19 protein-coding genes and 2 other annotated features are annotated in these 26446 nt (G+C 36.1%); all 19 genes read right to left on the bottom strand.

The annotated features are described in order from the left end of the window. Positions 1-4: 4 nt before the first annotated feature. Positions 5-3628: a dynamin family protein gene (locus tag ACY9Z2_RS08575; protein WP_463609210.1), complete on the bottom strand. Its 3624-nt coding sequence runs from the start codon at positions 3626-3628 to the stop codon at positions 5-7. A gap of 128 nt (positions 3629-3756) precedes the next feature. After that, on the bottom strand, positions 3757-4860 hold the full coding sequence (locus ACY9Z2_RS08580; RefSeq protein WP_463609211.1) for a prephenate dehydrogenase: 1104 nt from the start codon (positions 4858-4860) through the stop codon (positions 3757-3759). Between the two features lie 14 nt (positions 4861-4874). After that, positions 4875-5954, bottom strand: a complete 1080-nt coding sequence (gene hisC / locus ACY9Z2_RS08585) for a histidinol-phosphate transaminase (protein ID WP_463609212.1) — start codon at positions 5952-5954, stop codon at positions 4875-4877. A 32-nt stretch (positions 5955-5986) separates the two neighbouring features. Beyond that, positions 5987-7081 (bottom strand): bifunctional 3-deoxy-7-phosphoheptulonate synthase/chorismate mutase, encoded by a 1095-nt coding sequence (locus tag ACY9Z2_RS08590; RefSeq protein ID WP_463609213.1) that lies wholly within the window; start codon positions 7079-7081, stop codon positions 5987-5989. Between the two features lie 94 nt (positions 7082-7175). Continuing rightward, positions 7176-7402: a binding site (T-box leader), on the bottom strand. A gap of 291 nt (positions 7403-7693) precedes the next feature. Then, positions 7694-7921 (bottom strand) — a binding site (T-box leader). A 126-nt stretch (positions 7922-8047) separates the two neighbouring features. Further along, a complete protein-coding gene (locus ACY9Z2_RS08595) occupies positions 8048-8500 on the bottom strand; it encodes a CBS domain-containing protein (RefSeq protein ID WP_463609214.1) in 453 nt (150 codons plus the stop codon). A 54-nt stretch (positions 8501-8554) separates the two neighbouring features. Continuing rightward, positions 8555-9019: a flavin reductase family protein gene (locus ACY9Z2_RS08600; RefSeq protein ID WP_463609215.1), complete on the bottom strand. Its 465-nt coding sequence runs from the start codon at positions 9017-9019 to the stop codon at positions 8555-8557. Positions 9020-9187: 168 nt separating this feature from the next. Continuing rightward, positions 9188-10717: an acyl-CoA carboxylase subunit beta gene (locus ACY9Z2_RS08605; RefSeq protein WP_463609216.1), complete on the bottom strand. Its 1530-nt coding sequence runs from the start codon at positions 10715-10717 to the stop codon at positions 9188-9190. A 22-nt stretch (positions 10718-10739) separates the two neighbouring features. Further along, on the bottom strand, positions 10740-11522 hold the full coding sequence (locus ACY9Z2_RS08610) for an enoyl-CoA hydratase (RefSeq protein ID WP_463609217.1): 783 nt from the start codon (positions 11520-11522) through the stop codon (positions 10740-10742). 15 nt (positions 11523-11537) lie between these two features. Next, positions 11538-12437 carry a hydroxymethylglutaryl-CoA lyase gene (locus tag ACY9Z2_RS08615; protein WP_463609218.1) on the bottom strand — a complete coding sequence of 300 codons (900 nt, stop codon included), beginning with the start codon at positions 12435-12437 and terminating at the stop codon, positions 11538-11540. Between the two features lie 41 nt (positions 12438-12478). Beyond that, positions 12479-12691, bottom strand: a complete 213-nt coding sequence (locus ACY9Z2_RS08620) for an acetyl-CoA carboxylase biotin carboxyl carrier protein subunit (RefSeq protein WP_463609219.1) — start codon at positions 12689-12691, stop codon at positions 12479-12481. An 11-nt stretch (positions 12692-12702) separates the two neighbouring features. Next, positions 12703-14064: an acetyl-CoA carboxylase biotin carboxylase subunit gene (gene accC / locus ACY9Z2_RS08625; RefSeq protein ID WP_463609220.1), complete on the bottom strand. Its 1362-nt coding sequence runs from the start codon at positions 14062-14064 to the stop codon at positions 12703-12705. A 27-nt stretch (positions 14065-14091) separates the two neighbouring features. Beyond that, positions 14092-15723 carry an AMP-binding protein gene (locus ACY9Z2_RS08630; protein ID WP_463609221.1) on the bottom strand — a complete coding sequence of 544 codons (1632 nt, stop codon included), beginning with the start codon at positions 15721-15723 and terminating at the stop codon, positions 14092-14094. 24 nt (positions 15724-15747) lie between these two features. Continuing rightward, on the bottom strand, positions 15748-16890 hold the full coding sequence (locus tag ACY9Z2_RS08635; RefSeq protein WP_463609222.1) for an acyl-CoA dehydrogenase: 1143 nt from the start codon (positions 16888-16890) through the stop codon (positions 15748-15750). Between the two features lie 78 nt (positions 16891-16968). Continuing rightward, positions 16969-17625, bottom strand: coding sequence for a TetR/AcrR family transcriptional regulator (locus tag ACY9Z2_RS08640; RefSeq protein ID WP_463609223.1), 657 nt, complete (start codon positions 17623-17625; stop codon positions 16969-16971). A gap of 996 nt (positions 17626-18621) precedes the next feature. Beyond that, the gene (gene parC, locus ACY9Z2_RS08645) at positions 18622-21063 is read right to left on the bottom strand and encodes a DNA topoisomerase IV subunit A (RefSeq protein ID WP_463609224.1); all 2442 of its coding nucleotides are present in this window, start codon (positions 21061-21063) and stop codon (positions 18622-18624) included. A gap of 15 nt (positions 21064-21078) precedes the next feature. Then, positions 21079-23031 carry a DNA topoisomerase IV subunit B gene (parE, locus tag ACY9Z2_RS08650; RefSeq protein WP_463609225.1) on the bottom strand — a complete coding sequence of 651 codons (1953 nt, stop codon included), beginning with the start codon at positions 23029-23031 and terminating at the stop codon, positions 21079-21081. A gap of 327 nt (positions 23032-23358) precedes the next feature. Further along, complete coding sequence (locus tag ACY9Z2_RS08655; protein ID WP_463609226.1) at positions 23359-23775, bottom strand: CoA-binding protein; 417 nt, start codon at positions 23773-23775, stop codon at positions 23359-23361. A gap of 19 nt (positions 23776-23794) precedes the next feature. Next, the gene (locus ACY9Z2_RS08660) at positions 23795-25321 is read right to left on the bottom strand and encodes an ABC transporter permease/substrate-binding protein (protein WP_463609227.1); all 1527 of its coding nucleotides are present in this window, start codon (positions 25319-25321) and stop codon (positions 23795-23797) included. After that, positions 25321-26385, bottom strand: a complete 1065-nt coding sequence (locus ACY9Z2_RS08665; protein ID WP_463609228.1) for an ABC transporter ATP-binding protein — start codon at positions 26383-26385, stop codon at positions 25321-25323. The genes ACY9Z2_RS08660 and ACY9Z2_RS08665 overlap by 1 nt, the downstream gene beginning before the upstream one ends. Between the last annotated feature and the right edge of the window lie 61 nt (positions 26386-26446).

Below are 26446 nucleotides of genomic sequence, written 5' to 3' on the forward strand. Positions count from 1 at the left end.
CTCCCTATTTAATTATTTCATAGTTATTTATGATTGTTTTCAGTGTATTTTGTCTCGAAAGTAATGCTGTTTTATCTTCTGATTGGGTAAGAATTTTTACTAGACCTTCGACATAGGTGTCAATGCTCGTAACATAGGAATCTTTAGCGATTTTCATCGTTCGGTCCAATTGTACACTATACTCATCCGTAATTACTTGTTTGTTGATTTCGATATATGATTCTGCATATGGTTTGAGTATCGCATAAATTGCTTCTTTCATCTGCTCTTTTTCGTTTTTCTCAAAAAAGGACTTTGGATTTTTAAAGAGTGATAACGCTTTTGCAAAAGCTTCTGTTGTTAAATGAGTAAATGCTTTCTCAAGGTTTGGCGACAGTAGTTCAAAGTCAATATCATTTGGTAAGCTGAAGTTAGTATCAATATTATTTACTTTTTCTTCGAGTACGTTTTCCATTTCTTTTACTTGGCTACGAATTAAAGATTCAATTCGTAATGAAACCGCACGTAACTCTTGTAGAAGTTCATAGCCAACATAATCTAATAGTTCCTGCATGCATTCATTGATTTGTATTCTTCCAGCCTTTCCTGATTCTTGAATTGTTGCTGGATTAAACATCTCCTTAAACATATCATGAAAACGAATAGAAAGTCGGTCTAAGACATAATAAAGCTGTTTATCAATCTTCTGGTTTATACCCTGTTTATATGAATTTTCGTCTAATCCCTGTATTTCCTGTATTGCGGTTTCTTTATTAGCTTGTAATTTTTGTTTTCGTTTTTGTTTTTCATCTACTGACATACTGACAGATTCCACATATGCAGAAATAGAGTTGTATGCCCGTCTTATATCCCAAAGTGCAGATTCGATACTAAGCTTCAGCAAATCGTGGTGAATAAATTGGAAAAATTGTTCCTCAAAATCGACCATCTTATTATTTAAAGGCTCTTTTGCTTCTTTATTTGCGATCGTTTCCCTACTTGAAATAGGAAAAAGCTTTGGAAAACGTATCCCTAATTGCAATAGTTGTTCATTTACATAATTTTCCACCAATAACAATTCGTCCGCATCTTTAGCAAGATCAGCAGCATTGATGATAAAAAACATTTTGTCTAATTCAAATGATTCCTTTACCCGTCCTAACTGCATTAAAAAGTCTTTATCAGCACGTGACAAAGCATGATTATAGTACGTTACATAAAGAATTGCATCGGCATGCTTAATATATTCAAATGCTACATTGGTATGTCTTGCATTTACTGAATCGGCCCCTGGAGTATCTACTAACGTAATTCCTTGCTTAGTTAATGAACAATCATAGTACAAATCAATTGATTCTACAAAACAGGCTTTTGTTTCGTCAGTGACATAAGACGTAAATGTGTCAATATTTGTATCGACCATCCCACCAATAATGTCTTTCATTGTTTCATAACCTTCCATAAATGCTTGCAAGTAATTAAAATGCATTTTAGACATGGAAGAAATGTCTGTGTTACTTAACCAGTTAAATAACCCTTCAATACTTTCGCTGCTAGTTGTAAAACCTTTAAGCAATGTTAAGATATCTTGTATAAGCGTTTCTTCTTTCTTCATCGTAACAATTACTGAACCGTGTGGGTGATCTTCAGAAACTGGTACAATTCGATTAATGGTAGCAGTAGTTGGATTGGGTGAAACAGGTAACACAGATTCGCCTAATAAAGCATTAGCAAATGATGATTTACCAGCGCTAAAAGCACCAAAAAGTGTTATCGTAAACGATCGATTATCTAATTTTTTTTGCTTATTTGTAAGATCACGTAAAATTTGTTCAAAACCTGGTATTGATTCAATCGTGTCAATGGTTTCCTTGATGTCCAGTGACACATTATCCACCTGATAATTTTTTTGGTTTTCACGCATTGAATCGTTTTTATTAACCTTCTCATTTTTTTCTTTTTCCTTAGTGAATAGCGGAGCTTGTTGTTGCGTTATAGCATTTCGTTGATTTAGCTCACGTTTAAATACATTCCACTCTTCATTTGTAGCAATTGGATGTTCAACTATATAATCAATCTTAGCTAATGTTTCGTTTCTTTCATTTTCTAAGGTAATAATTTGGTTCGTAACTTCTTCTGCTTCTTGTAATTTATTTCGTTCAACCTCAAGTAACTTCATTCGTTCCTTAATTTTTTTATTAATGTTCAATAATACTACTTCTTTTAAACTTATCGCTTCTCGCTTAAATTTATTTTTAATATCATTTTTTACATCATTCGTGTAATTTAATACGGATTCTCCGTTAACCTTCGCACCAGGGTTAATCAAACTTTCTAAATTTTCACTAGTATAATTAACAAAAATACTCTGTGCTTTTTGAGTTAATTCAGAATCGGAGATCTCGTAGCTTTTCATTAACTCAATGAGCTTATCCCTAAGCTTCCATTGGATAGATTTTTCAAGATTCTCTTGTAAAGGTTCTAGAAATAAATGCAAACGATTCTTTTTTTCTTGTTCTGTTTTTTTCTTTGATCCTAGCAACCCTACTTTAAAATCAGGTTGTTCTGATTCCAAGTATGACTTAGCTTTGTCTCGTAGTGTTGCTGGCATAATATATGCATTGTCTAATGTGCTATTAATTGTTTGGATAAAGTCTTTGTCAATTTTCTCAGGTAATACTTCCAGTTCATTTAATTGCTCATCCAGTTTTACTAAGTGTTCTGTTTCTGAATTAGGAACGTCCAAATCGGTTTTTATTAAATCAATTTCTTCCGTGTATTGATCACTTACATAATGCTTGTGGTCTGCCGATATTTGCGCGATTGATCGTTCAATGGAGTAATAGCTCTCTTTTTTATCCGTTACTAGATTAGAAAGAAAAGATTTTAATTCGCTTAACTGATTATGCGGCACGTTCGGATCAAGTAGAGAGGTATAGAAGATTTGATCTGCCATAATTCCCCATTGATTAAACGTTTGTTTAATTTTGTTCGTAAATGTCGAAAAAGGTAATTCATCTTCGTTATGCTTGTCGATTTGATTTACAATGAGAAAGAATGGAATATTCTTTTCTTGAATTGCACGTAGAAATTCTAAGTTCACTTCTGATTGCACGTGATTATAATCCATCACATAAAACATCACATCAACTAGATGTAAGGAACCTTCTGTCATTAATCGATCTGCATCGTCTGCTGCATCAATACCAGGTGTATCCATAACTGCAGTACTTCGTGGCAAAATGGAATCAGAGGCGTTTATTTCTATTTTTTTAATTGCATCCTTATCCTTGCAATAATCTTTTATTAAATCAATATCATATGGCTCAGCGTACTCGACTGGTTTTTCGTGATGAAAATACACCCTGGCATACCCGTCATCACCTGAAGTAATTTTTACTAAATTAGCACTTGTAGGAATCGGGCTTTGTGGCAATAAGGACTTACCTAAAAGCTCATTAATAATGGATGATTTACCAGCAGAAAAATGCCCTGCGAAACTAATGACTAATTCTTGCTTCTGAAATTTTTCATAGAGATCAATTATATTTTGTGCTTGTTTGTCATTTCCTTGCTTGCTAATCATCGTGTAAAGTGCAACAAGATGATCTTTCGTAATTAAATTGCTTTGTTCTTCTATTAATTCCAACGTCTTACAAATCCCTTCTAGATGAACAGTTCATATACTCTTATTATACGGATAATACTTTCTTTTTTCCATAAGGGAATACACGAACTTTTTGAACGACATTTTTTACACAAAATACATCATTTGTTTTATGCTGCTTCAAAAGCATGATAATCATTTATTTTTAGAAGGTTTTGAGCTTTTGTGCGATCTTCTTCTTTTTGGAAGCTAATCCTCAAAACGCCTAATAATCCTTCTCGTGACTCGATTATATGGAGGTTGGTGATACTTATTTCTTGTTCAGCTAAAATGGTTGTAATGTTGGCAATTGCACCTGGCGTATCCACGACATCCACATATAAATCATAGTATGATGGAATTGCACCTTTGGAACGAACAGGAAGTGCGTCTCGGAAAGTTTTTGCTTCCTGAAAGAATCCCGTTATTGCTTGCTCCTCATTTTGATGCAAGATTGTTCGTATGTTATTCATTTCTGCCATCCAATTATCCAATAAATCAAGTAGATTGTCGCGGTTTTGTTTGACGATATCTTTCCACATGCTTGGGCTACTCGATGCAATTCTTGTTATATCTCTAAACCCGCCTGCAGCTAACAGACTAACAAGTGGATTTTTAATTGATTCCTTTTTAGCTAGCTTAACTAAACCAGCTGCTATAAGGTGTGGAAAATGACTAATAACGCCTGTTATAGCATCATGTTCTTCTACATCAAGTACTAGAAAGTGAGCACTAGTACCTCCTAACCATTGTTGTAATTCATTTATCTTTTCTTCAGAAATATTGGATTGAGGAGTCAGTATATAATATGCATTTTCAAAAAGGTGAGCTTTTGCACTTTCTACACCTGATTTATGGGAACCTGCCATCGGGTGTCCACCAACAAAAGAATGTTCTTCATTCCATAAATGATTTGCAAGTTTCATAATACTAGTTTTTGTACTCCCTGTGTCCGTGATTATTACGTCTTTTTTAAGTGTCAGTATGGATAGTTGTTTCATTATTTTTGTCATCTCTACTACGGGTGTAGACAAGATGATTAAATCTGCTGACTCAGCAGCTTCACTAATAGAAATTACTTTTTTATCAATTATCGAAAGTGATTTGGCCGTATCTACTGCATTTTGTCTCACGTCGTATCCATAGATTGTAGCCTCTGGATGTTGCTTTTTAATACCAAGTGCTATCGATCCACCTATCAAACCAAGTCCGACAATGAATACATTTCCATGCATCGTAATTCCTCCTGTTAATTTAAAATAAATTCTTTTAGGGCATTTCTAACTTGATCATTTTGCTCTGCTAATCCTATCGTAATGCGGATGGATGTTGGAAATCCCAGTGATTTACCGGAACGAACAATTAACCCTTTTGTTAACAAAAATTGTGCCACTTCATCAGCATCACGACCTAAATCTACTAATATAAAATTCCCTTCTGATGGGAAAAAATCGATATTATGTTGCATACAAAATGTATAATACTTTTCTCTTTCTTCTATATTCTTTAGTCGGCACATCTTGACAAATGACTGATCAGTAAGCGCAACAGATGCTGCGAGTTGTCCTAATACGTTGGTATTAAACGGGAGTCGAACTGGTTCAATTGCTTGAATGATTTCGACAGACGAAATACCATAACCTACACGAAAACTTGCTAGACCATATATTTTTGAAAAGGTTCGTAAAATAATTAGATTAGGAAAATCATTTAGGAAACTAATTGAATTATATGCGTCATCTACATACTCGTAATAAGCCTCATCAAGGACCACTAATACATCCGATGGTACTTCTTCTAAAAAATTTTTCAGTTTCTTTTCTGGAATATACGATCCAGTGGGATTGTTTGGACTACATAACCATACAATTCCAGTGTTTTCATCAATTATTGAAAGCATATTCCTTAAGTCATGATGACCGTTTACTAGTTCTACTTCTCGTACTTCAGCACCTTCAATGGCAGCAATATGTTTATATTGCGGAAACGTAGGAGTTGCCATTACAGTGTTCTTCCCTTGATCAAGGATTGCCCGAGCGATCGTTTGCATAAGTTCATCGGTGCCATTTGAAAATATTAGCTGTTCTTTGTCTACATCTAGAATAGTTGCAGTTTTTTCTCGTAATTTCGTTGCATTTCCATCTGGGTAAAACAGAAAAGAAGATTGAAACGATTTTAATGCAGTATCAATTCTTGATGAATAACCGTATGGATTTTCATTCGAGGCTAATTTAATAATCGAATCTAGATTAAATTGCTTTTTTACTTCTTCAATGGACTTTCCAGGCTGATAGGCATGAAGTTGATCAATTTGCTGTTTCCATTTCATGTTCAGACCTCCTTTTATATATGATCTTATTTTTAGCTTTGAGATACTGGTGGAAAAAGCTTGCTTTTAAACGTATTTAATTCTTCCATAAAACGATTGAACTCCGAAATATCCATTTGCTGAGCAGAATCAGAGAGAGCAACAGCAGGATCTGGATGTACTTCTGCCATAATAGCATCGGCACCTATTGCTAATGCAGCTTTTGCGGTTGGAAGAAGCAAGTCTTTTCTTCCGGTCGAGTGAGTTACATCGACAATTACTGGTAAATGTGTTTCATTTTTCAAGATTGGAACAGCTGAAATATCTAGCGTGTTTCTTGTTGCTTTCTCATATGTGCGAATTCCACGCTCGCATAAAATAATCTGATCATTTCCTTGTGAAATAATGTACTCAGCTGCATTCATAAATTCCTCAATCGTAGCGGCTAGACCGCGTTTTAAAAGGACAGGTTTATTAACTTTTCCAACTGTTTTAAGTAACTCGAAGTTCTGCATGTTTCTAGCACCTATTTGAATGACATCCACATAATTTAATGCTTTTTCAACGTCATGTGGTGTAAGAATTTCACTAATTACAGACATTCCTACTTCATCTGCAACATTTCGTAGAATTTTTAATCCTTCTATACCTAATCCCTGAAAATCGTATGGTGAAGTTCGTGGCTTAAAAGCGCCACCGCGCATTAATGTTAGACCCTGTTTTTTCATAGCTAATGCAACTTTTTTAACTTGATCAAAGCTTTCCACTGCACATGGACCCATAATAAATCGTTGCCCACCATCACCAAATTTTGCACCATTTACATTAACTATTGTGTTTTCGGGACGAACTTTGCGTGAAACTAATAATGCATTGCGGTTATTATCTTCTTGAAGTTCTAAGCTAGCTTTAAATATTTCCTTAAAAATAAATTGGATTGTTGATGCTTCAAATGGTCCGGCGTGATTTTTCATAATTAAATCGAGCGACTCTCGTTCGCGTACTGGATCAAATCGGGTAATACCTTGTTGTATTTTTTCCTCCCCAATTTCTTGGACAATTGTTGCTCGTTCGTTCAATAAAGCCAAAATTTGTAAGTTAACCTCGTCTATTTGATCACGTAAAAGTGATAATTTATTTATTGTCATCATTTCTCCTCCTAGTAAATTTTGTAGTAACGATAAAACTACTGAATCAACTTTCACCTCCTAAAAAAATCGTCCCTGTCGTTTCATTCGAAACAACAGGGACGATAGTATCGCGGTACCACCCTACTTGTGAAAAATATTTTCACCACTTTGTTTTGTTAACGATCATTCGACCGTCTTTTCCTTCATAAAGAATATGCTTTACTACGAAAAAGAAGCTCCAGGACTGTAATTCATGCTTACCTTTGACTGATTTTCACCACCATCAGCTCTCTGTTACAGGGAGGTAAGTCACTACTCGGTTCCCTTCGTTGCATGTACTATTTAGTTTTTTATAACGTTAGAAAGTATTAATTATGGAAGACCTTATAAGAAAAACTTCGGTATTCGTTATTAATGACAAGTCGAATGCCGAGTCTTTCTAAAGAGCAAAGAAAGTATAAACGAAAAGCTGTCTAGCTCCAGCGTCCAGCAACTAGCAAAGGTTTTGGTGGGACGAGCATTTAGCGCAGTCCCAAACTTCACACACGTTGCGTGGGCGCAGTTTGTACGTTGCTAAACGGGCGCTTGCGCTTTTCTTATAAAATAAAAAACCCTACTGGTATACTAACCAGTAGGGACGATGATAATCGCGGTACCACCCTAGTTGTGAAGATCTACTTCACCACTTTGTTTTGTTAACGATCAAGTGACCGTCTTTTCCTTCACGAAGAATACTCTTCACTACGAAAAAGAAGCTCCGGGACTGTAATTCATGCTTACCTTTGACTGATTTTCACCACCATCAGCTCTCTGTTACAGGGAGGTAAGACACTACTCGGTTCCCTTCGTTGCCGAAATATAAAATATATTTATTGTTTAAGGTTATAGTTTCACATTATATGCTTTTACTTAATTAATTGTCAATAACTTTTTTGAAAAATAAGAAAAACTATTTGCGATTACTGCAAATAGTCTCAGAAATAATTAGTTTTCTGCTTTCGAAATTAAAGTAGTTGAAATGTAGCGAATTACATCTCCTCTACTTACAACCCCAACTACTTTATTATCGTGATCAACGACTGGAATTTTTTTAAATCGATGCTTTGAAAATATAGAGAGGGCTTTTTCTAGTTTGTCTTCAGGGTGTACAGTGTATATTTCTTTATCAGGCATAACTTTTTCTACTTTATGATTAATTGCATAGCCAAGTTTATGCATTAAATCCTCTTTTTCACTTACAAGTACTAATGCAAATGTATCATAAACAGTTCTTCCCTTTGGTTGTAGATAGCGAATAACATCACCATCACTGACCAGACCAAGCAAATTATTGTTTATATCAACTACCGGAACACCACCAATGCGATGTTTGACAAGTAGTTCCAATAATTCTTTGATTGCCATATCTTTATCTGCTGTAATTACATTAGATATCATAAAATCCTTGATTTTCATTTTCTATACACCCCTATTTTTAACTAAATCATTGTATTATTCCGATTCCAATGTTCTGTACTTTCCACCATAGTATAAAATAGGTTCCCCTTCTCCCATTTTGATATCAATCACTTCTGCAATAAAAATTAAATGATCACCTGCTTTAGCGGTGTCCATTACTTTACATGATAATGTAGCAATAGCGCCATCTATAACGGGTACTCCTTTACGAGTTATAAATGGAATTTCGCGCTTTTTTTCCATTTGTTTTGCAAAAATCATGGAAAGATCTTTTTGCTCTTCACGCAAAATACTTATGCCAAACTGTTTTGTTTCCTGCAATTTAGTATACATTCTAGCATTCTCGTCAATTGAGATAGCTATTAATTTCGGTTCTAGGGAAACGGACATGAATGCGTTAACAGTCATTCCCATTATTTCACCTTTATAATCAGTGCTTACGACTGTTATGCCAGTAGCAAATTTACCCATCGTATCACGAAACAAGCGGTTATCCATTATGTACAACACTTCCTTTCTCGTAAACTTTATTCAGAATATCATTAAAGTAGAAATAGTTGAAATAAGTTGTTCGCATTATTTGGTTTACATAATAATATTACAATAAATTAATGAAAATTAAAAACCTTGATAACATTTTATGCTATCAAGGTTTTTATGTTCATTTTATACTGGATATACGCCATGTTTTCTTTCCGTAAACGTTACATTTTTTGATTCATACATTTCGAATCGTGTAACTAGCTCATTCCTTAGTTTATCAGGATCAATAATCGCATCGACAACTAATTCTGAAGCTAATCGATAAATATCGATATTATCTTTATACTCATCCTGTTTCTGTTTGATAAAAGCAGGTCTTTCTCCTTCTGGTAATTCAGCTATTTTATTAGCATAAACAGCATTTACAGCAGCTTCAGGACCCATTACAGCAATTTGGGCTGATGGTAATGCAAGACAGCAATCAGGCTCAAATGCTGGGCCAGCCATTGCATAAAGACCTGCTCCATAAGCTTTTCGAACGACAACAGAAATTTTTGGAACAGTCGCCTCGCTCATCGATGCCAGCATTTTTGCACCATGACGGATGATACCAGCACGTTCCACTTTTGTTCCAATCATGAAACCAGGTATATCCATTAGGAATAATAAAGGAATATTAAATGCATCACATAATTGAATGAATTTCGCTGCTTTATCTGCAGAATCAGGGAATAACACGCCACCTTTCATTCGTGGTTGGTTAGCAATGATTCCAACTGACTTACCATTAATGCGCGCAAGTCCAGTAATTAGTTCAGGTGCGAAACGTTTTTTCACTTCACAAAAACTTTCATCGTCAATTAGTCGATCAATTAAATCGTACATATTAAAAGGAGCATTTTGGTTTTCAGGAATTAATTCCGAGATTGATTTCTCAAATTCTTTAACGTCCTTTTTATCCATCACGTTTGGTTTGCTTCTAAAACTAGCTGGAAAATAACTAATATAGTTTCTAGCGTATGCAATAGCATCCTCTTCCGTTTTAGCTAATACATCACCACAACCTGAAACAGATGTATGCATTTTAGCTCCACCCATCTCTTCTAACGTGACTTTTTCACCAATAACCTTTTCTGCCATACGCGGAGAGCCTAAATACATGGACGCATTTCCATCTACCATAACTACGATATCACAGAATGCTGGTATGTATGCTCCTCCGGCAGCTGATGGACCAAATAATAAACAAACCTGTGGTACTCGTCCTGAAAGCTTGATTTGATTATGGAATATTTTTCCTGCACCTCTACGCCCAGGAAACATTTCAATTTGATCTGTAATTCGTGCACCAGCAGAATCTACTAAGTAAAACATTGGAATTTCTAATTTCAGTGCACTTTCTTGAATCCGGATAATTTTTTCTACCGTTCTTTTCCCCCATGAACCGGCTTTTACAGTTGAATCATTTGCCATTACACAGACGGATTGACCATTGATACGACCGATTCCTGTAACAACCCCGTCAGATGGTAAAGAGTCATCCATGCAATTTGCAAAGAATGCATCTTCAATATCCATATCCTCATCAAATAAAAGCTCTAAACGTTTACGAACAAATAATTTGCCCTTTTCTTCATTTTTTTGGTGATATTTTTCTAGTCCGCCTTTTTCAATTTTTTCCATCCGTTTCTGTAATTCTTCTACGTACGACATGTGTAACCTCCTACAACTAGTATTATTTCCCTTTGTATTCTGGTTTTCTTTTTTCTTTAAATGCGTTCAATCCTTCGATACGGTCTTCTGTTGGTATTGTTTCTTTATAGCATAAATGTTCAATTGCTAAACCAGTATCTATATCAGATTGGATACCTTTATCGATTGCTGTTTTTGCTTGCTTAAGTGCAATTGGGCCATTCTTTGCTATTTGTTTAGCAATAACAATTGCTTCTTCGACTAAATATCCATGTTCAAAGAGTTGTTCCACGAGGCCGATTTGGAGCGCTTCAGTCGTTGAAACTGGTTTTCCAGTAAAAATTAATCGTTTTGCTTGACCAAGTCCTATTAATCGCGTTAAACGTTGTGTACCACCAGCACCAGGTATAATAGCTAGTGACGTCTCCGTTAAGCCTATTTTAGTGTCATTAACTGCAATTCGAAAATCACATGCTAGTGCTAATTCTAAACCACCGCCAAACGCAACTCCATTTAACGCAGCAATTACAGGCATCTTCATTTTAGCAACATGTGATACAGTATCGCCAATATAGCGAACTGCTTGAACTACCTGCTCTTCAGACATACCTTTACGTTCTTTTAGGTCTGCTCCCGCGCAAAAAGCTTTACTTCCCGCCCCTGTGATGACGGTGCACCTGATGGAAGAATCTTGTTCGATTTCATCAATTTTGTTATTTAATTCGTCTAATAATGCTTTTGACATTGCATTTGCAGCATCAGGGCGATTAAGTGTTAGGAGAGCAATATGATCTTCAATTTTTTCAAAAAGTATAAGTTCAGACACTTGTATTCTCCTTTCCTATCGCTCGCTTTTAATGATTTTCATTTGATTGCTTGATAGATTTTTTACATATTTTTCAATAAACAAGGCTGCTTCTATTATTCTATCTTGGTTAATTCCCGTTTCGACGCCCATTCGATGTAACATATATAATAAATCATCCGTTGCCAAATTTCCGGAAGCCCCTTTTGCATAAGGACATCCCCCTAATCCTCCAACAGCACTATCAAATTTAGTAATACCATAATCCATTGCAACTAGAACATTTGCTAAAGCGGTTCCTCGAGTATTATGAAAATGCATCGCTAATTTTTCAGCCGGAAAATAATGTAACAATTGATCTAACACTCTAGCTACTTGTGCTGGATCAGCAACCCCGATCGTATCTCCAATGGAAATTTCATCTACACCCATACTAAATAGTTTATCGCATACTTGAACTACTTTATTTGTGTCGATGTTTCCTTCATATGGACATCCAAACACAGTAGAAACATAACCTCTTATCGATTTATTTGCTTCTTTTGATTCTCTGGAAACGCTTTCTAAAATTGGGTAAGTTTCTTCAATCGTTTTATTTATATTCTTTTTGTTATGTGTTTGACTTGCCGAAAGAAATAGACAAACCTCATCGATATCTACTTCTAATGCGCGCTCCAATCCCGTTTTATTCGGGACTAGAGCTGCATAGGTTACTTCCGAATTGCGCTTAATTTTTTTTGCTACCTCTGTTGCATCCTTTAACTGAGGGATCCAGTCTGGATGAACAAAAGAAGAAATTTCAATATATGACGTACCTGAGTTTGATAACATGTTAATCCATTCAATTTTAGCTTCTGTTGGTACCATTTCCGACTCGTTTTGCAGACCGTCTCTTGGGCCAACTTCTTTTATGGAAATGTTTTTTGGAAAGTTCAATCGCAACCCTCCTACCTATTCATTTATTTTTTAAGTGATATTTATTCGATTACTGCAATCGTATCTCCTTCATTAACGAAATCGCCTTCTGCTACTTTTAGTTCTTTCACAGTTCCATCGCTTTCACTTGCAATTGGAATCTCCATCTTCATTGACTCTAAGATTACTACGTCCTGCCCTTCCGTTACTTTGTCACCTTCTGCTACAGTAATTTTCCATACACTTCCTGCCATTGTCGCTTTTACTTCTTCCATGATAATTCCTCCTAGTTTGTTTTTGCTTTCATCATTGGTAGATAATGCTCGTTTACAAATGCTGTTGTAGCATTTCCTTCAGTAAATGCTTCCATATTCATAACTTCTTTTAACATAGGGATATTCGTTTTAATCCCTTCAACTTTATAATTCATTAATGCTTGCTTCATTCTTTCAATTGCTTCATCTCGACTACTTGCTTTAACAATTAGTTTACCAATCATCGGATCATAAAATGGTGTTACATCATAGTCACTAGTAACTGCTAATTCATTTCGCACATTCTCACCCTCTGGGGCTTGAAATGTTGTAATATGTCCTGGAGATGGGAAAAATGTTATTGGGTCTTCTGCATAAATTCTCACTTCAATAGCATGCCCATCGATTGATAATTCATCTTGCTTCACGGATAATTCTTTTCCGTTTGCAATATTAATTTGTTCGCTTACAATATCAATGCCAGTTATTTCCTCTGTAATTGGATGTTCCACTTGAATACGTGTATTCATTTCAAGGAAGTAGAAATTTTCTTCTAAATCTACTAAAAACTCAATTGTTCCTGCATTGTAATACCCAAGAGCTTTTGCCGCATCAACTGCTGCATTACCCATTTTTGTTCGTGTAGCTTCTGAAATAAACGGAGATGGCGCTTCTTCGACTACTTTTTGATTTCTACGTTGAATGGAGCAATCACGCTCAAATAGATGAACAGCGTTGCCATGTTGATCAGCTAGTAGTTGAATTTCAATATGTCTCGCATTTTCCAATTTCTTTTCCATAAACATTGCACCATCACCAAAAAATGTTTGTGCACGCTTAGAATTACTTTCAAATGCTTTTGCTAACTCATCGTCTGACTGAACGACCTGCATACCAATTCCACCGCCACCGGCAGAAGCTTTTAACATAATCGGATAACCAATTTCTTTAGCAATCTCGATTGCTTCTTCAGCAGATGCAACTGCATCATCTGTTCCTGGAACTACTGGGACTCCAGCTGCTTGCATCGCCTTTCTGGCAGCAATTTTACTACCCATTTTTTCCATAACATCACGTTTTGGTCCGATAAAAATAATACCAGCATCATCACACTTTTCAACAAATTGGCCACTTTCACTTAGAAAGCCATAACCTGGATGAATTGCATCAACATTTGCTTTCTTCGCGATACTAATTATCTTGTCAACATTTAAGTAACTTTCATTTACTCGTGGAGGTCCAATCAAATAGCTTTCATCCGCCATACCTACAAACGGTGACTTTTGATCAGCTTCTGAATATACTGCAACAGTTTGAATACCCAACTTCTTGCATGAACGGATAACACGTGCAGCTATTTCTCCACGATTCGCTATTAGAATCTTTTTAATCATAGTCTCTCCCCTTACTAGTTAACTTTTTTATTCAAGATGTTGAATCGCAAGTTCTTTTAGTTTATATTTTTGGATTTTTCCGCTTGCAGTCATTGGATATTCACTTACGAATTCAATGTATTTTGGTATTTTATGATACGAAATATTTCCTTCACAAAAAGATCGAATATCCTCAACGGTTGTGGTGACATTGTCCTTCAATATAATCCATGCCATTACTTCTTCTCCGTATTTCTTATCTGGAAGACCAATAACTTGCACATCTAACACATCTGGGTGTTGATACAGGAATTCTTCAATTTCGCGTGGATAAATGTTTTCTCCACCACGAATAATCATATCTTTCATTCTTCCAGTTATTTCATAGTAACCATTTTCATGTAAAATAGCTAAATCCCCAGTATGTAACCATCCATCTGGATCTATAGCAGCCTTGGTTGCTTCTTCATTGTTATAATACCCTTTCATAACATGATATCCACGTGTGCAAAGCTCTCCTGGTATACCAACTTGTTGTTCGTCATCTGTACCAGGGACAACCACTTTCACTTCTACATTTGGGTGTGGCTTTCCAACTGTACTAACCTTTAGTTCGATTGGGTCATCTGTTTTTGTTTGGATGAAAACTGGTGAAGACTCTGTTTGTCCGTAAGCAATTGTAATTTCCTTTGCACCCATTTTTTCCATAACATTTGTCATAACTTCCATTGGACAAGTTGATCCAGCCATAATCCCGGTACGTAAATGGGTAAAATTATACTGATCAAATTTCGGATGATTCAACTCTGCAATAAACATTGTTGGTACCCCATGTAGAGCAGTACACTTTTCATCCGAAACAGCTTTCATAACTCGTTCTGCCTCAAATTGTTCCACGATCACCATTGTCGCCCCTTTTGATACAGCAGCTAAAATACCTAAAACACAGCCGAAACAATGGAAAAACGGTACAGGAATACAAAGACGATCTTCATTTGTTAGTTTCATACAGTCAGCAATTTGATTACCGTTATTAACGATATTATAATGTGTCAGCATTACACCTTTTGGAAAACCTGTAGTACCAGAGGTGTACTGCATATTAATCGTATCATGGCAATCTAATGATTCTTTACGTTCCACTAATTCAGCATTTGTTACCTGATTACCCATTTGAATTATTTCATTCCAGTTGTAACCAAAATTGAATGTTTCATCATTTAAAACGATGACATTTTTCAAATGTGGTAATTCAGGTGACTTAATTTTACCTTTTTCATAGCTATCAAGATTAGGACAAACTTGTCGTAATACATCTAAATAGTTAGTACCCTTATAGGATTCTGCCATAATGAGAGTAGTAGATTCTGATTGTTTTAATAAATACTCTAATTCCTTTGCCTGATAACTTGTATTGACTGTTACGAGAACAGCACCCATTTTACCAGTTGCAAATTGTGAGGTAATCCACTCAGGTTTATTATCAGCCCAAATTGCAACATTTTCTCCCTTTTGAACGCCGAGTGACATGAAGCCTTTTGCAGCTTGGTTTACCATCTCATCAAATTCTTGATATGTTTTACGCATGTTTAATTCTGGATAAACAACAGCTTCTTGATGTGGATACAAATTCACTTGTTTTTCTAATAATTCTCCTACAGTAAGATCTAGTAAAGACATGAATTTACCCCTTTCAACTGTTTATTAGAGTCCTAATTGACGTGCGATAACTAAACGTTGAACTTCTGAAGTACCCTCACCAATTTCCATTAGCTTTGCGTCACGTAGATAGCGTTCTACTTCATATTCACGCATATAGCCATATCCACCGTGTATTTGAATTGCGTGGTTAGCAACTCTTGTAGCAGCTTCACTAGCATACAATTTTGCATAAGCAGATTCTTTTGTAAATGATTTTCCTTGATCTTTTAACCACGCAGTCTTGTGAACCATATTTCGCGCTAATTCGATTTCCATTGCCATATCTGCAAGCTTAAATTGAATAGCTTGGAAGTTAGATATTGATTTACCAAATTGCTTACGCTCTTTCGCATAAGTTAGTGATTTATCAAGAGCTCCTTGCGCAATACCAAGTGCTAGAGCAGCAATTGAAATACGTCCACCATCAAGTGTATATAAAAATTGCTTGAATCCTTTGTTTGGGTCACCTAACAGGTTTTCTTTTGGAACTCGAACATTATCTAATACGATTTCAGCTGTGTTTGAACCACGCACACCCATTTTGTCGTAATTGTCCGTAATCGTAATTCCATCGACATCGGTTGGAACAATAATAGCACTAATGATATTTTTTCCTCGTTGATCTTTGCCAGTAACAGCGGTAACAATAATAGTAGATGCATAGCTTGCATTCGTAATAAAGCATTTTTCTCCATTTATTACGTATTCGTCACCTTCTAGTACTGCAGTAGTTTTTGTACCACCTGCGTCAGAGCCAGCATTGGGTTCAGTTAAACCAAACGAACCTAAGTTTTTGCCTTCAGCTAAAGGTGTTAAATATTTTTTCTTTTGTTCTTCTGTTCCGAAGTAATAAATTGGACTAGCCCCTAATGAAACAGCAGCAGCATAGCTTAATCCGGTACTTCCACAAACACGACCGATTTCTTCTACCGCTATAGCGTATGAAACCGTATCTCCTCCAGATCCACCATACTCTTCTGGAAATGGAATTCCTAATAAGCCTAATTCTCCAATTTGCTTAAAAATATCTTCTGGAAATTCAGCCTTTACGTCGATGTCAATCGCTCTAGGACGGATTACGTCTTCTGCGAAATCACGTACCATTTTCTTGATCATCAATTGTTCTTTGGTTAATTCAAAGTTCATTTGTTTTCCTCCTAGTAATCTATCACAAGACCGACTGGTTGGTCTGTGTACGTAATTAAAAAATGAAAGCGATTACTTTCATGTGGTAAAAAAAGATTTTTCTATCAGTACATTTTTATAGGATGTACTATATAATGTTTCAACCTGTAAAACAGAATGCAAGATAAGGTCAACATATATATCACCGATCTCCTCTATTGTTTTGGATCCATCCTGTTTATACCATTTATATGTCCAGTTAACCATACCGAGGATAGCCATTGTCGTTATTTCAACTGGAAGGTCACTTCGAAACTCTTTTTCGGCCTTTCCTTCGCGGATTGCCTCGATGATAATTTGTTTAAATTGATCTCGTTTTTTCTTAATTAATATCTCGTACTCTGGTTTTAAGTATATCGTTTCTTGGTAAAAAACGGAAATATGAGGCTTATAAAGGTCAAATACTTTAACAAAATCTTTGATAATTGCCTGTAATTTTTTTGTTGGTGAATCGTAAATTTTTTTGGCCGTAATTGCTTTTTCCAACACGTATGTAATAAATGTGTCATGAATGACAAATAGCAATTCATCTTTTGATGTAAAGTGATGATAGAAACCACCTTTAGATGTCCCAACGACTTCAACGATTTGGTTAACTGTTACTCCATGAAAGCCTTGTTTTTCGAATAAAAGTAACGACGATTGAATAATTCTTTGACGTAAATCCGTTATAAACCCTCCTTCCATTATTTCCATATTAACCTTATCATATTTTTCAGAATTTAGAAAGTAAAATAAAAGGTTATAGCTGTTAATACTAAATTTTGTAATGAACAGTATAAGTTAAGTGAGAGGTGGTGGCTGGTGGCCAACCAATACTCAGTATCGGACACTGAAGCCCTTATTTTTACTTTTTGAACATGTTTTATGGGTTGATCGGACTCAGGATGCTTTATTTAGGTAAAATTAAGTTGAATTCATGCTTTTTTTACTAAATAAGGTATCCTGAGTCCGATAACAAGCACATTCACCCTAAATTTGTGCAAATAAGGGATCTGGTGTCCGCTAATTTTAATTTCGCAGTAGTACCCAGTATCCGTAACGTGTGAAATAGTGAAAATTCAAGCAGCATCGACCGCTACGGAAAAACACTGCGCTTTCCGTGGGTAGCTGATGAGCCTCCACGAGCTTACGTTCTGCGGGGTCTCATCTAGGCTTATGCTCCCACAGGACAAAGGAAAACTGCCCCGAATAGGCATCGCACGAAGAAAAAATGCTTTTCTTTTTCGAGGAGTCTCCGTGTTTTTCCTCCGCTAGATTTGTGCTGCATAACATATACTTGATGAAAAATAATTATCTTCTATTTCGGCAGTTGATTGGAGCTGCGGACAGTCGACTCCTTGAAAAAGAAGGTCACTTTTTCTGCGTGCGATGTTGTTTCAGGGAAGCATTCCTTGTCCTGCGGGACTAATAGGCATAGGTGAGACCCCGCAGGACGGCTAGTAAGGATGGCCGACTAAAACCTTCCTTTGCGGACAACGTCGGCATACCCCTTGCCGGGTCAAGGAGGCTCACCAGTCGCCCTAAGGTGCGCGACTGTCCGCAGCGGAAATCAACGTTGCACTCACCAAAAGGCAAAACGTAAATTCTCACTAATTCACATATTCCTTTAACTACGTGTTTAAATCCAATAATAGTTAATGATGAAAAAAGGACAGTTCACTTATGGAACTGTCCGCACAATCTATACTCTTACGATTCAAATGGTTTTTGATAATTTGCTTCTTTCCATACTTCTATTACTTCGCCTTCATTATCCGTATCAATTACAAATGAACCGTTGCTCGAACGGTCACTTAATGTTAAATCTAGCGGGAAAATGGTATGGGTATTTCCTTTATCTGTTTTAAAAGTCAGTGAATCTTGCTCATTGATAATAAAAAATCCTCGAATTCGATGTGGTTTCTTTTTCAATTCTCGAAGCATCGTAAGTCCTCGTTTAGCTCTGGTTGTTTTTGTAAAGTCACTTAGCTTCATTCGTTTACATGCCCCCCGTTGCGTAACGATTACTAACGATGGTTCACTTAGATCATCAAACGCTTGGCCGTTTACGACATATTCACCCGTTTTTAATTGAATTGCTTTTACTCCAGCTGCTCGTTGACCAACTGGGGTAATTTCGGATTCATGATACCAAAGACCGTAACCAGTATTTGATGCAACAAACACATCAGAATGACCATTTGTTAATTGAACATCAACTACTTCATCATCTTTTTTAAGATTTAATGCTACTAATGCTTTTGAATGCCGTTGAGCATCATAATGATTCCATTCACTGCGTTTTACCATACCGTTTTTTGTAAAGAAAATAATAAATTGATCTTTCTTAAAATCACGTACAGGTATACAATTGACAATCGTTTCATCTTTTTCGAGGGTAGCTATATTGGAAACATGCTGCCCTAAATCTTTCCAACGAATATCTGGTAATTGGTGGATTGGTAAATAGAAATATTTTCCTTTATTTGTAAAAAGTAGTATTTTATCTGTTGTATTCAATTCGTGTAACCCGATTAGATGGTCTTCCTCTTTTATTGCTAAATCTTCACCATTTGACGCAGCATAAGATCGAAGACTAGTCCGTTTAATGTACCCATCTCTAGTTGAGGAAACTAGTACATCTTCACTAGCGACCATAACTTCAATATCAATCTTTAATTCTTCAATTGTGTCTTCAATTTTTGTTCTTCTTTTTTCAGCATACGTTTTTTTAAGTTTTATTAGGTCATTTTTAATGGTTTGAAACAACTTCGTTTCGCTTGCTAGAATTGATTCTAATTCGGCAATCTTTTTACGAAGCTCGTCCGCTTCTTTTTCTAAAGATGTAATATCTGTATTTGTTAATCGATAGAGTTGTAACATTACAATTGCTTCTGCTTGCGGTTCAGAGAAATCATATGCCTCAATAATTCTTTTCTTAGCGTCTGCTTTGTTTTTCGAAGCTCTGATTGTGGCGATTAACTCGTCTAAAATAGAAATCGCTTTGATAAGTCCCTCGACAATATGAGATCGTTCATTTGCTTTTTTTAACTCGTAGGTTGTTTGCCTAGTAACAACATTTTTTTGATGAATTATATATGCATCAAGTAGTTCTGGTAGTGATAATTGCTTTGGTGTTTTATCTTTAATTGCAACCATGTTAAAGTGATAGGTTATTTGTAAATCAGTATTTTTATATAAATAATGAAGTACACCTTCACTATTTGCATCTTTCTTCAACTCAATTACAATTCGAAGTCCTGTTCGGTCTGTTTCATCACGAACTTCTGAAATTCCTTCTACTTTACGATCAAGTCGTAACTCATCAATCTTCTTGACCATGTTTGCCTTATTTACCTCGTAGGGAATTTCGTCTATAACAATTTGTTCCCTATTACCTCTGATTTCTTCAACAGCTGCTTTTCCTCGTATAATAACTTTCCCTTTACCAGTTTCATAAGCTTTAACGATTCCATCTATACCTTGAATGATTCCGCCAGTTGGAAAGTCAGGTCCCTTCATCACTTTCATCAGTTCTTGAACGGTTACTGTTGGGTTGTCAATTTTCATCACAACTGCATCAATAACTTCTGCCAAATTATGTGGTGGAATATCAGTCGCATATCCAGATGAAATACCAGTTGATCCATTTACCAATAAGTTTGGAAACTTTGCAGGAAGTACTACTGGCTCATTATTTGTGTCATCGAAGTTTGGAATGAAATCCACTGTGTGTTTCTCAATATCGCGAAGTAATTCGGATGAAATACTCGATAATCTAGCTTCTGTATAACGCATTGCAGCAGGTGGATCCCCGTCTATACTACCGTTATTACCATGCATTTCAATTAACACATTTCGAACTTTCCAATCTTGACTTAATCGAACCATTGCTTCATAAACAGATGAATCACCATGTGGATGGTAATTACCAATAACTGTTCCTACCGTTTTGGCTGATTTTCTAAAGTTGTTATCATGGGTATTTTTATCTTCGTGCATCGCATATAAAATACGACGTTGTACTGGTTTAAGTCCATCACGTGCATCAGGCAGTGCTCTTTCCTGAATGATATATTTACTGTATCTCCCAAATCGGTCACCGATAACTTCTTCGAGTGGAAGGTCTAAATATTTTTCTGGTTGTGACAAACCAATCCCCCCTTATTACGTATGAATTTTATCATTTTCTAGTATGTTTGCGTCATCATCCATGCTAAATTCAACATGTCCTTCAATCCATTTTCTACGCGGTTCAACTTTATCTCCCATTAATGTGGTGACGCGTCTTTCCGCAATGGCAAGATCCTCTAATGTAACACGAATTAACGTTCGGGTCTCTGGATCCATCGTAGTCTCCCACAATTGATCAGCATTCATCTCACCTAAACCTTTATAGCGTTGAATTGTATAGCCGTTTTTAAATTGTTTTAGAATATCTTTTAATTCGTGATCTTCCCATGCGTATACAATTTTTTCATTTTTACCTTTTCCTTTAGAGACTTTATATAACGGTGGTAAAGCGATATATATTTTTCCAGCCTCAACTAAGGAACGCATATATCGATAGAAAAATGTCAGTAACAGAACCTGAATATGTGCTCCGTCCGTATCTGCATCCGTCATAATAATTATTTTATCGTATTGAACGTCTGCCAAGTCAAAATCCCCACCAACACCTGCACCAATTGTATGGATGATTGTTGAGATTTCTTCATTTTTAAATACTTCTTCGAGCTTGGCTTTCTCCGTGTTAATTACTTTTCCACGAAGAGGTAACACAGCTTGGAATTTTCGGTCTCGACCTTGTTTAGCTGATCCACCTGCAGAATCTCCCTCGACTAAGTATAGTTCATTCTTTTTCGGATTTCTTGATTGGGCAGGGGTTAATTTTCCGCTAAGAATGGAGTCTTTGCGCCGTTTTTTCTTACCTGTACGCGCATCTTCTCGTGCTTTTCTAGCTGCTTCTCTAGCTTCTTTTGCTTTGACTGCTTTTCTAATAAGCTGGCCAGCACTATCTGGATTTTCTTCAAGAAAATACGATAATTTTTCTGAAACAACAGCATCAACTGCAGATCTCGCTTCTGAAGTACCCAATTTCCCTTTTGTTTGACCTTCAAATTGAAGAAGTTCTTCTGGGATTCTGACTGACACAATTGCAGTAAAACCTTCCCGTATATCCGTACCTTCGAGGTTTTTATCCTTTTCTTTCAACAATCCAGACTTTCTCGCATAATCATTAAACGTTCTTGTGATGGCTGTTCTAGCACCTGATTCATGTGTCCCGCCATCTTTGGTCCGAACGTGGTTAACAAATGAGAGCATACTTTCTGAGAAGCCATCGTTGAACTGGAATGCAAAATCAACTTCAATCTCTTGTTGTTCACCCTCAAACGAAACAACAGGGTGTAATGTATCTTTTTCTTCATTCAAGTATGCAACAAAAGATTCTAATCCATCTGGATACTCGTATACTTCGCTAGTTACGTTACGCTTGTCTTCTAATTCAATACGTAATCCCTTTAACAAAAATGCAGCTTCTCGTAGTCGTTCTGATAGCGTTTCAAAGTTATAAACAATTGTAGAAAAAATTGTTGGATCCGGTTTAAAATGTATAATAGATCCTTTTTTTCTAGTTGTCCCTTTGTTTACCATCCCACCAACAGGTTTACCACCATTCTCGAATCGTTGAAAATAGATATTACCATCACGATAGCTTGTAACTTCTAACCACTCGGACAATGCATTCACAACCGACGCACCTACTCCATGAAGTCCGCCACTTGTTTTGTATCCTCCTTGTCCAAATTTCCCCCCTGCATGCAGCACAGTAAAAATCACTTCAATTGTTGGTTTTCCGGAGCTGTGCATACCAGCTGGAATTCCTCTACCACTATCCTCAACAGATATACTATTATCATTATGTATAATAACTTTTATGGTATCTCCATACCCTGCTAGCGCTTCGTCTACTGCATTATCGACAATTTCATGTACTAAATGATGTAAGCCACGTGTATCTGTGCTTCCTATGTACATACCTGGTCTCTTTCTAACTGCCTCTAGTCCTTCAAGTACTTGAATAGAGTCATCGGTATAGTTTAACGGTTGTTTAACCACTTACCATCTACTCCTTTCTACCTACGTTTCATGTCTATTTTTATATTAGAACAGATGTTTGTATTTGTAAATGTATTCAATAGTTGCGCTAAATCTGTTTATTAGTATACTACAATTATTTTCCCCTTGTATAGACTGACAATATAAGCATAATAGATAAAGAATTTATTTTTTCAATAATAACGAAGGTGAAAACACCAGTTTAGCGACGTGCGAAATGTACTTGTGTTACACAAATCGTACAACGTTGTTATATTATGCACTATAGAATCCTAAACAATAAAAAAGCCTTATCCCTGAGGCTTAATCAAGGATAAAGCTATCATTTTATTTTATCAACATAGCATGAGCTACTTTGATACAGGTGTCCATAATAACTGTAAAATCATGTTTTTTCAAATGTTCATATGCTTCTTCGTTTGCAATTCCGAGTTGCGCCCAAAATATTTTGGCATTTGTTTCAGTTGCTTGCTTTGCAATATCTGGTAAATATTCCGGTCGTCTAAACACATTGATAATATCAATTGGTTCTTTTACATCTAATAACGATGGATAAGCCTTTTCACCAAGTACCTCATCAACTGTCGGGTTTACTGGGATAATCGTATATCCCTTTTCCTGCATAATCTTTGATATTTGATAAGATGTTCTTGCCGAGTTGTCAGACAGCCCCACAACAGCTATCGTTTTTGATTCCTCTAATACTTTCTTGATAACTTCATCTGATGGATTTTGGATTCCCATAGTAACGCATTCCTCCCGATTAATTATTAAGCAAGCCTTGTTCAGTCAAATAGTTTCTTGCTACTGATTCTGGTGATTTACCTTCATAGTCCACCTGATAATTCATTTGACGCATCTGATCATCCGTTATTTTGCCCCCAAGTTGATTTAATATTTCTTCTAATTCAGGATATTTCATCAGCGTTTCTTCTCTCATTAATGGCGCTCCTTGATACGGAGGGAATAAATTTTTCGGATCATCTAACGTTACTAAATTTAACTTAATCATATAACTGTCGGTAGCATAGGCATCAATTACATCCACTTCACCATTGGAAAGTGCCTCCTGACGAATTCCTGGTTCCATTGTTACAACGTTTGCGAAGTTTACGTTATATACCTCCTGCATTCCTACATACCCATCATAACGGTCTTTAAATTCTAAGGTAAAACCTGCTGTGAATTGGTCCTCCACCTTTTGTAAGTCTCCAATTGTTTTTAAATCATATTTTTCTGCTAGCTCTTGGGTTGTTGTTACTGCATACGTATTGTTAAATTTCATCGGTTCTAAAAATGCCATGTCATATTCTTCTTTCATGCCTTCTTTTGCTTGTTGATAGACCTCTTGTGGATCATTGCTTTTTGCCTTTTCTCCTAAGTGTGTGACGATTGCTGTACCTGTAAATTCAGGATAAATATCAATACTACCTTCTTGAAGCGCAGAAAACACAAATGCAGTTTTTCCTAATCCTGCCTTTAATTCAACATCTAAATCTGTTTCTTCCTCAATTAATAATTTATACATATTAATTAAGATTGCGGGCTCAGAGCCAAGCTTGGCACCAATAACTAAATCCGCTTTTTTACCTCCGTTAAACATGAACGGTGTTGCTACAACCAAAATAGCGATAATTAACATTGCAACAAAAGATTTGAAACCAGCCTTTTTTGAAATATATTCAAAACCTCTTAAAATTACATCTAGAAAAATAGCTAATAAAGCTGCTGGTATTGCTCCAAGTAAAATAAGATTTAAATCTGCCCCGCGATCAATTCCTAGTAGAATTAATTCACCGAGACCACCAGCACCAATTAATGCAGCAATCGTAGTGGTTCCGACTATTAAAACCATAGACGTTCGGATACCAGCCATGATGACCGGCATTGCAATTGGTAATTCCACTTTTGTAAGTCGTTTAAAGGAGTTCATCCCCATGCCAGTAGCTGCCTCTTTTAAGGAAGAATTCACTTCATTAATACCGGTATACGTATTTCGCAAAATTGGGAGTAATCCATATGCTGTCAAAGCAATAATTGCAGGAGTTGTTCCAATTCCGAAAAAAGGAATTAAGAACGCTAGCACCGCTAGACTTGGTATTGTTTGAAGTACGGCCGTTGCACCAATGATTGGCTCAGCGATTTTAGTGTATCTAGTCAATATTAATCCTAGTGGTACTGAAATTATTATCGCAATGATTAATGCAATTAACGAGATTTGCAAATGCTCCCAGATTGTTTCAAGTAATACATCTTGTCTATTTTGGAAAACATCGATGAATTCATTCATTACTGAACCACCCCGTTTTCCACTTTTGTTTTACTTCTTAAAAAGGTTATTATATCTTTATTTGTCAAAATACCTACTAGTTTTTGTTCTTTCAGTACAGGTAATATCATGTTATCCTTTCCCTCAATTTTTTCCGTCGCTTGGAATAAAGCAACATCGTTATTGATGGTTGGAATTTCAGCCTTATTACCGTCAATTATCGCTCCTGCGTATTGACGATCAGCATCCATTATTGCAAAATTACCCAATTTCGGAAATGTTCCTTGGTTGTAATCCTGTAAGGAAATTATATGTTTATCTGTTTGATCAGCTATCACATCAACAGCAGTTTGCCATGGTGATTTTCTTTCTCCTATAAAATCACGAACAAATTGCGTTTCGGGATTTAATATTAACTGCTGTGGTGTATCAACCTGAACTACCTGTCCATTCCTCATTAAACAAACTTTATCGCCAATTGCCATCGCTTCGTCCATATCATGTGTAACAAAAACAATCGTTTTTTTAATTTCTTTTTGTAATACACGGATATCCTTTTGTAGTTGCTCACGACTAATTGGATCTAATGCACTAAATGGCTCGTCCATTAAAATGATATCAGGATCAGCAGCGAGTGCCCGTATTACGCCTACTCGTTGCTGTTGACCGCCAGATAGTTCATTTGGCATCCGTTTCTGGTAAGTAGAAGGATCAAGTCCGACCATCTCTAATAGTTCTAGTCCTCTGTCTCGAATTTTTTTCTTTTTCCATTTTTTCATTTCGGGTACAACAGCAATGTTTTCAGCAATCGTCATATGAGGAAAGAGTGCAATATCCTGTAACACATATCCGATATTCCATCGTAACTCATGAATATTGTATTCGTTCACATCTTTTCCATCTATGTAAATCGTTCCATTCGTTGGCTCTATTAAACGATTGATCATTTTCATCGTTGTTGTTTTACCGCAACCACTTGGTCCAATCAATGTCATAAGTTCTCCGTTTTCTACGTTTAATGAAAAGTTCGATAATGCCTCTGTCCCATCAGGATATACTTTCCCAACTTGTTTGAATTCTATCATTTATCTCGTCCTTTTTATTAGATTCACACTAGTATGTGTAGTTAGTATGTCTATTTTTTTG

Source organism: Virgibacillus sp. GM2-2 (assembly GCF_055329585.1).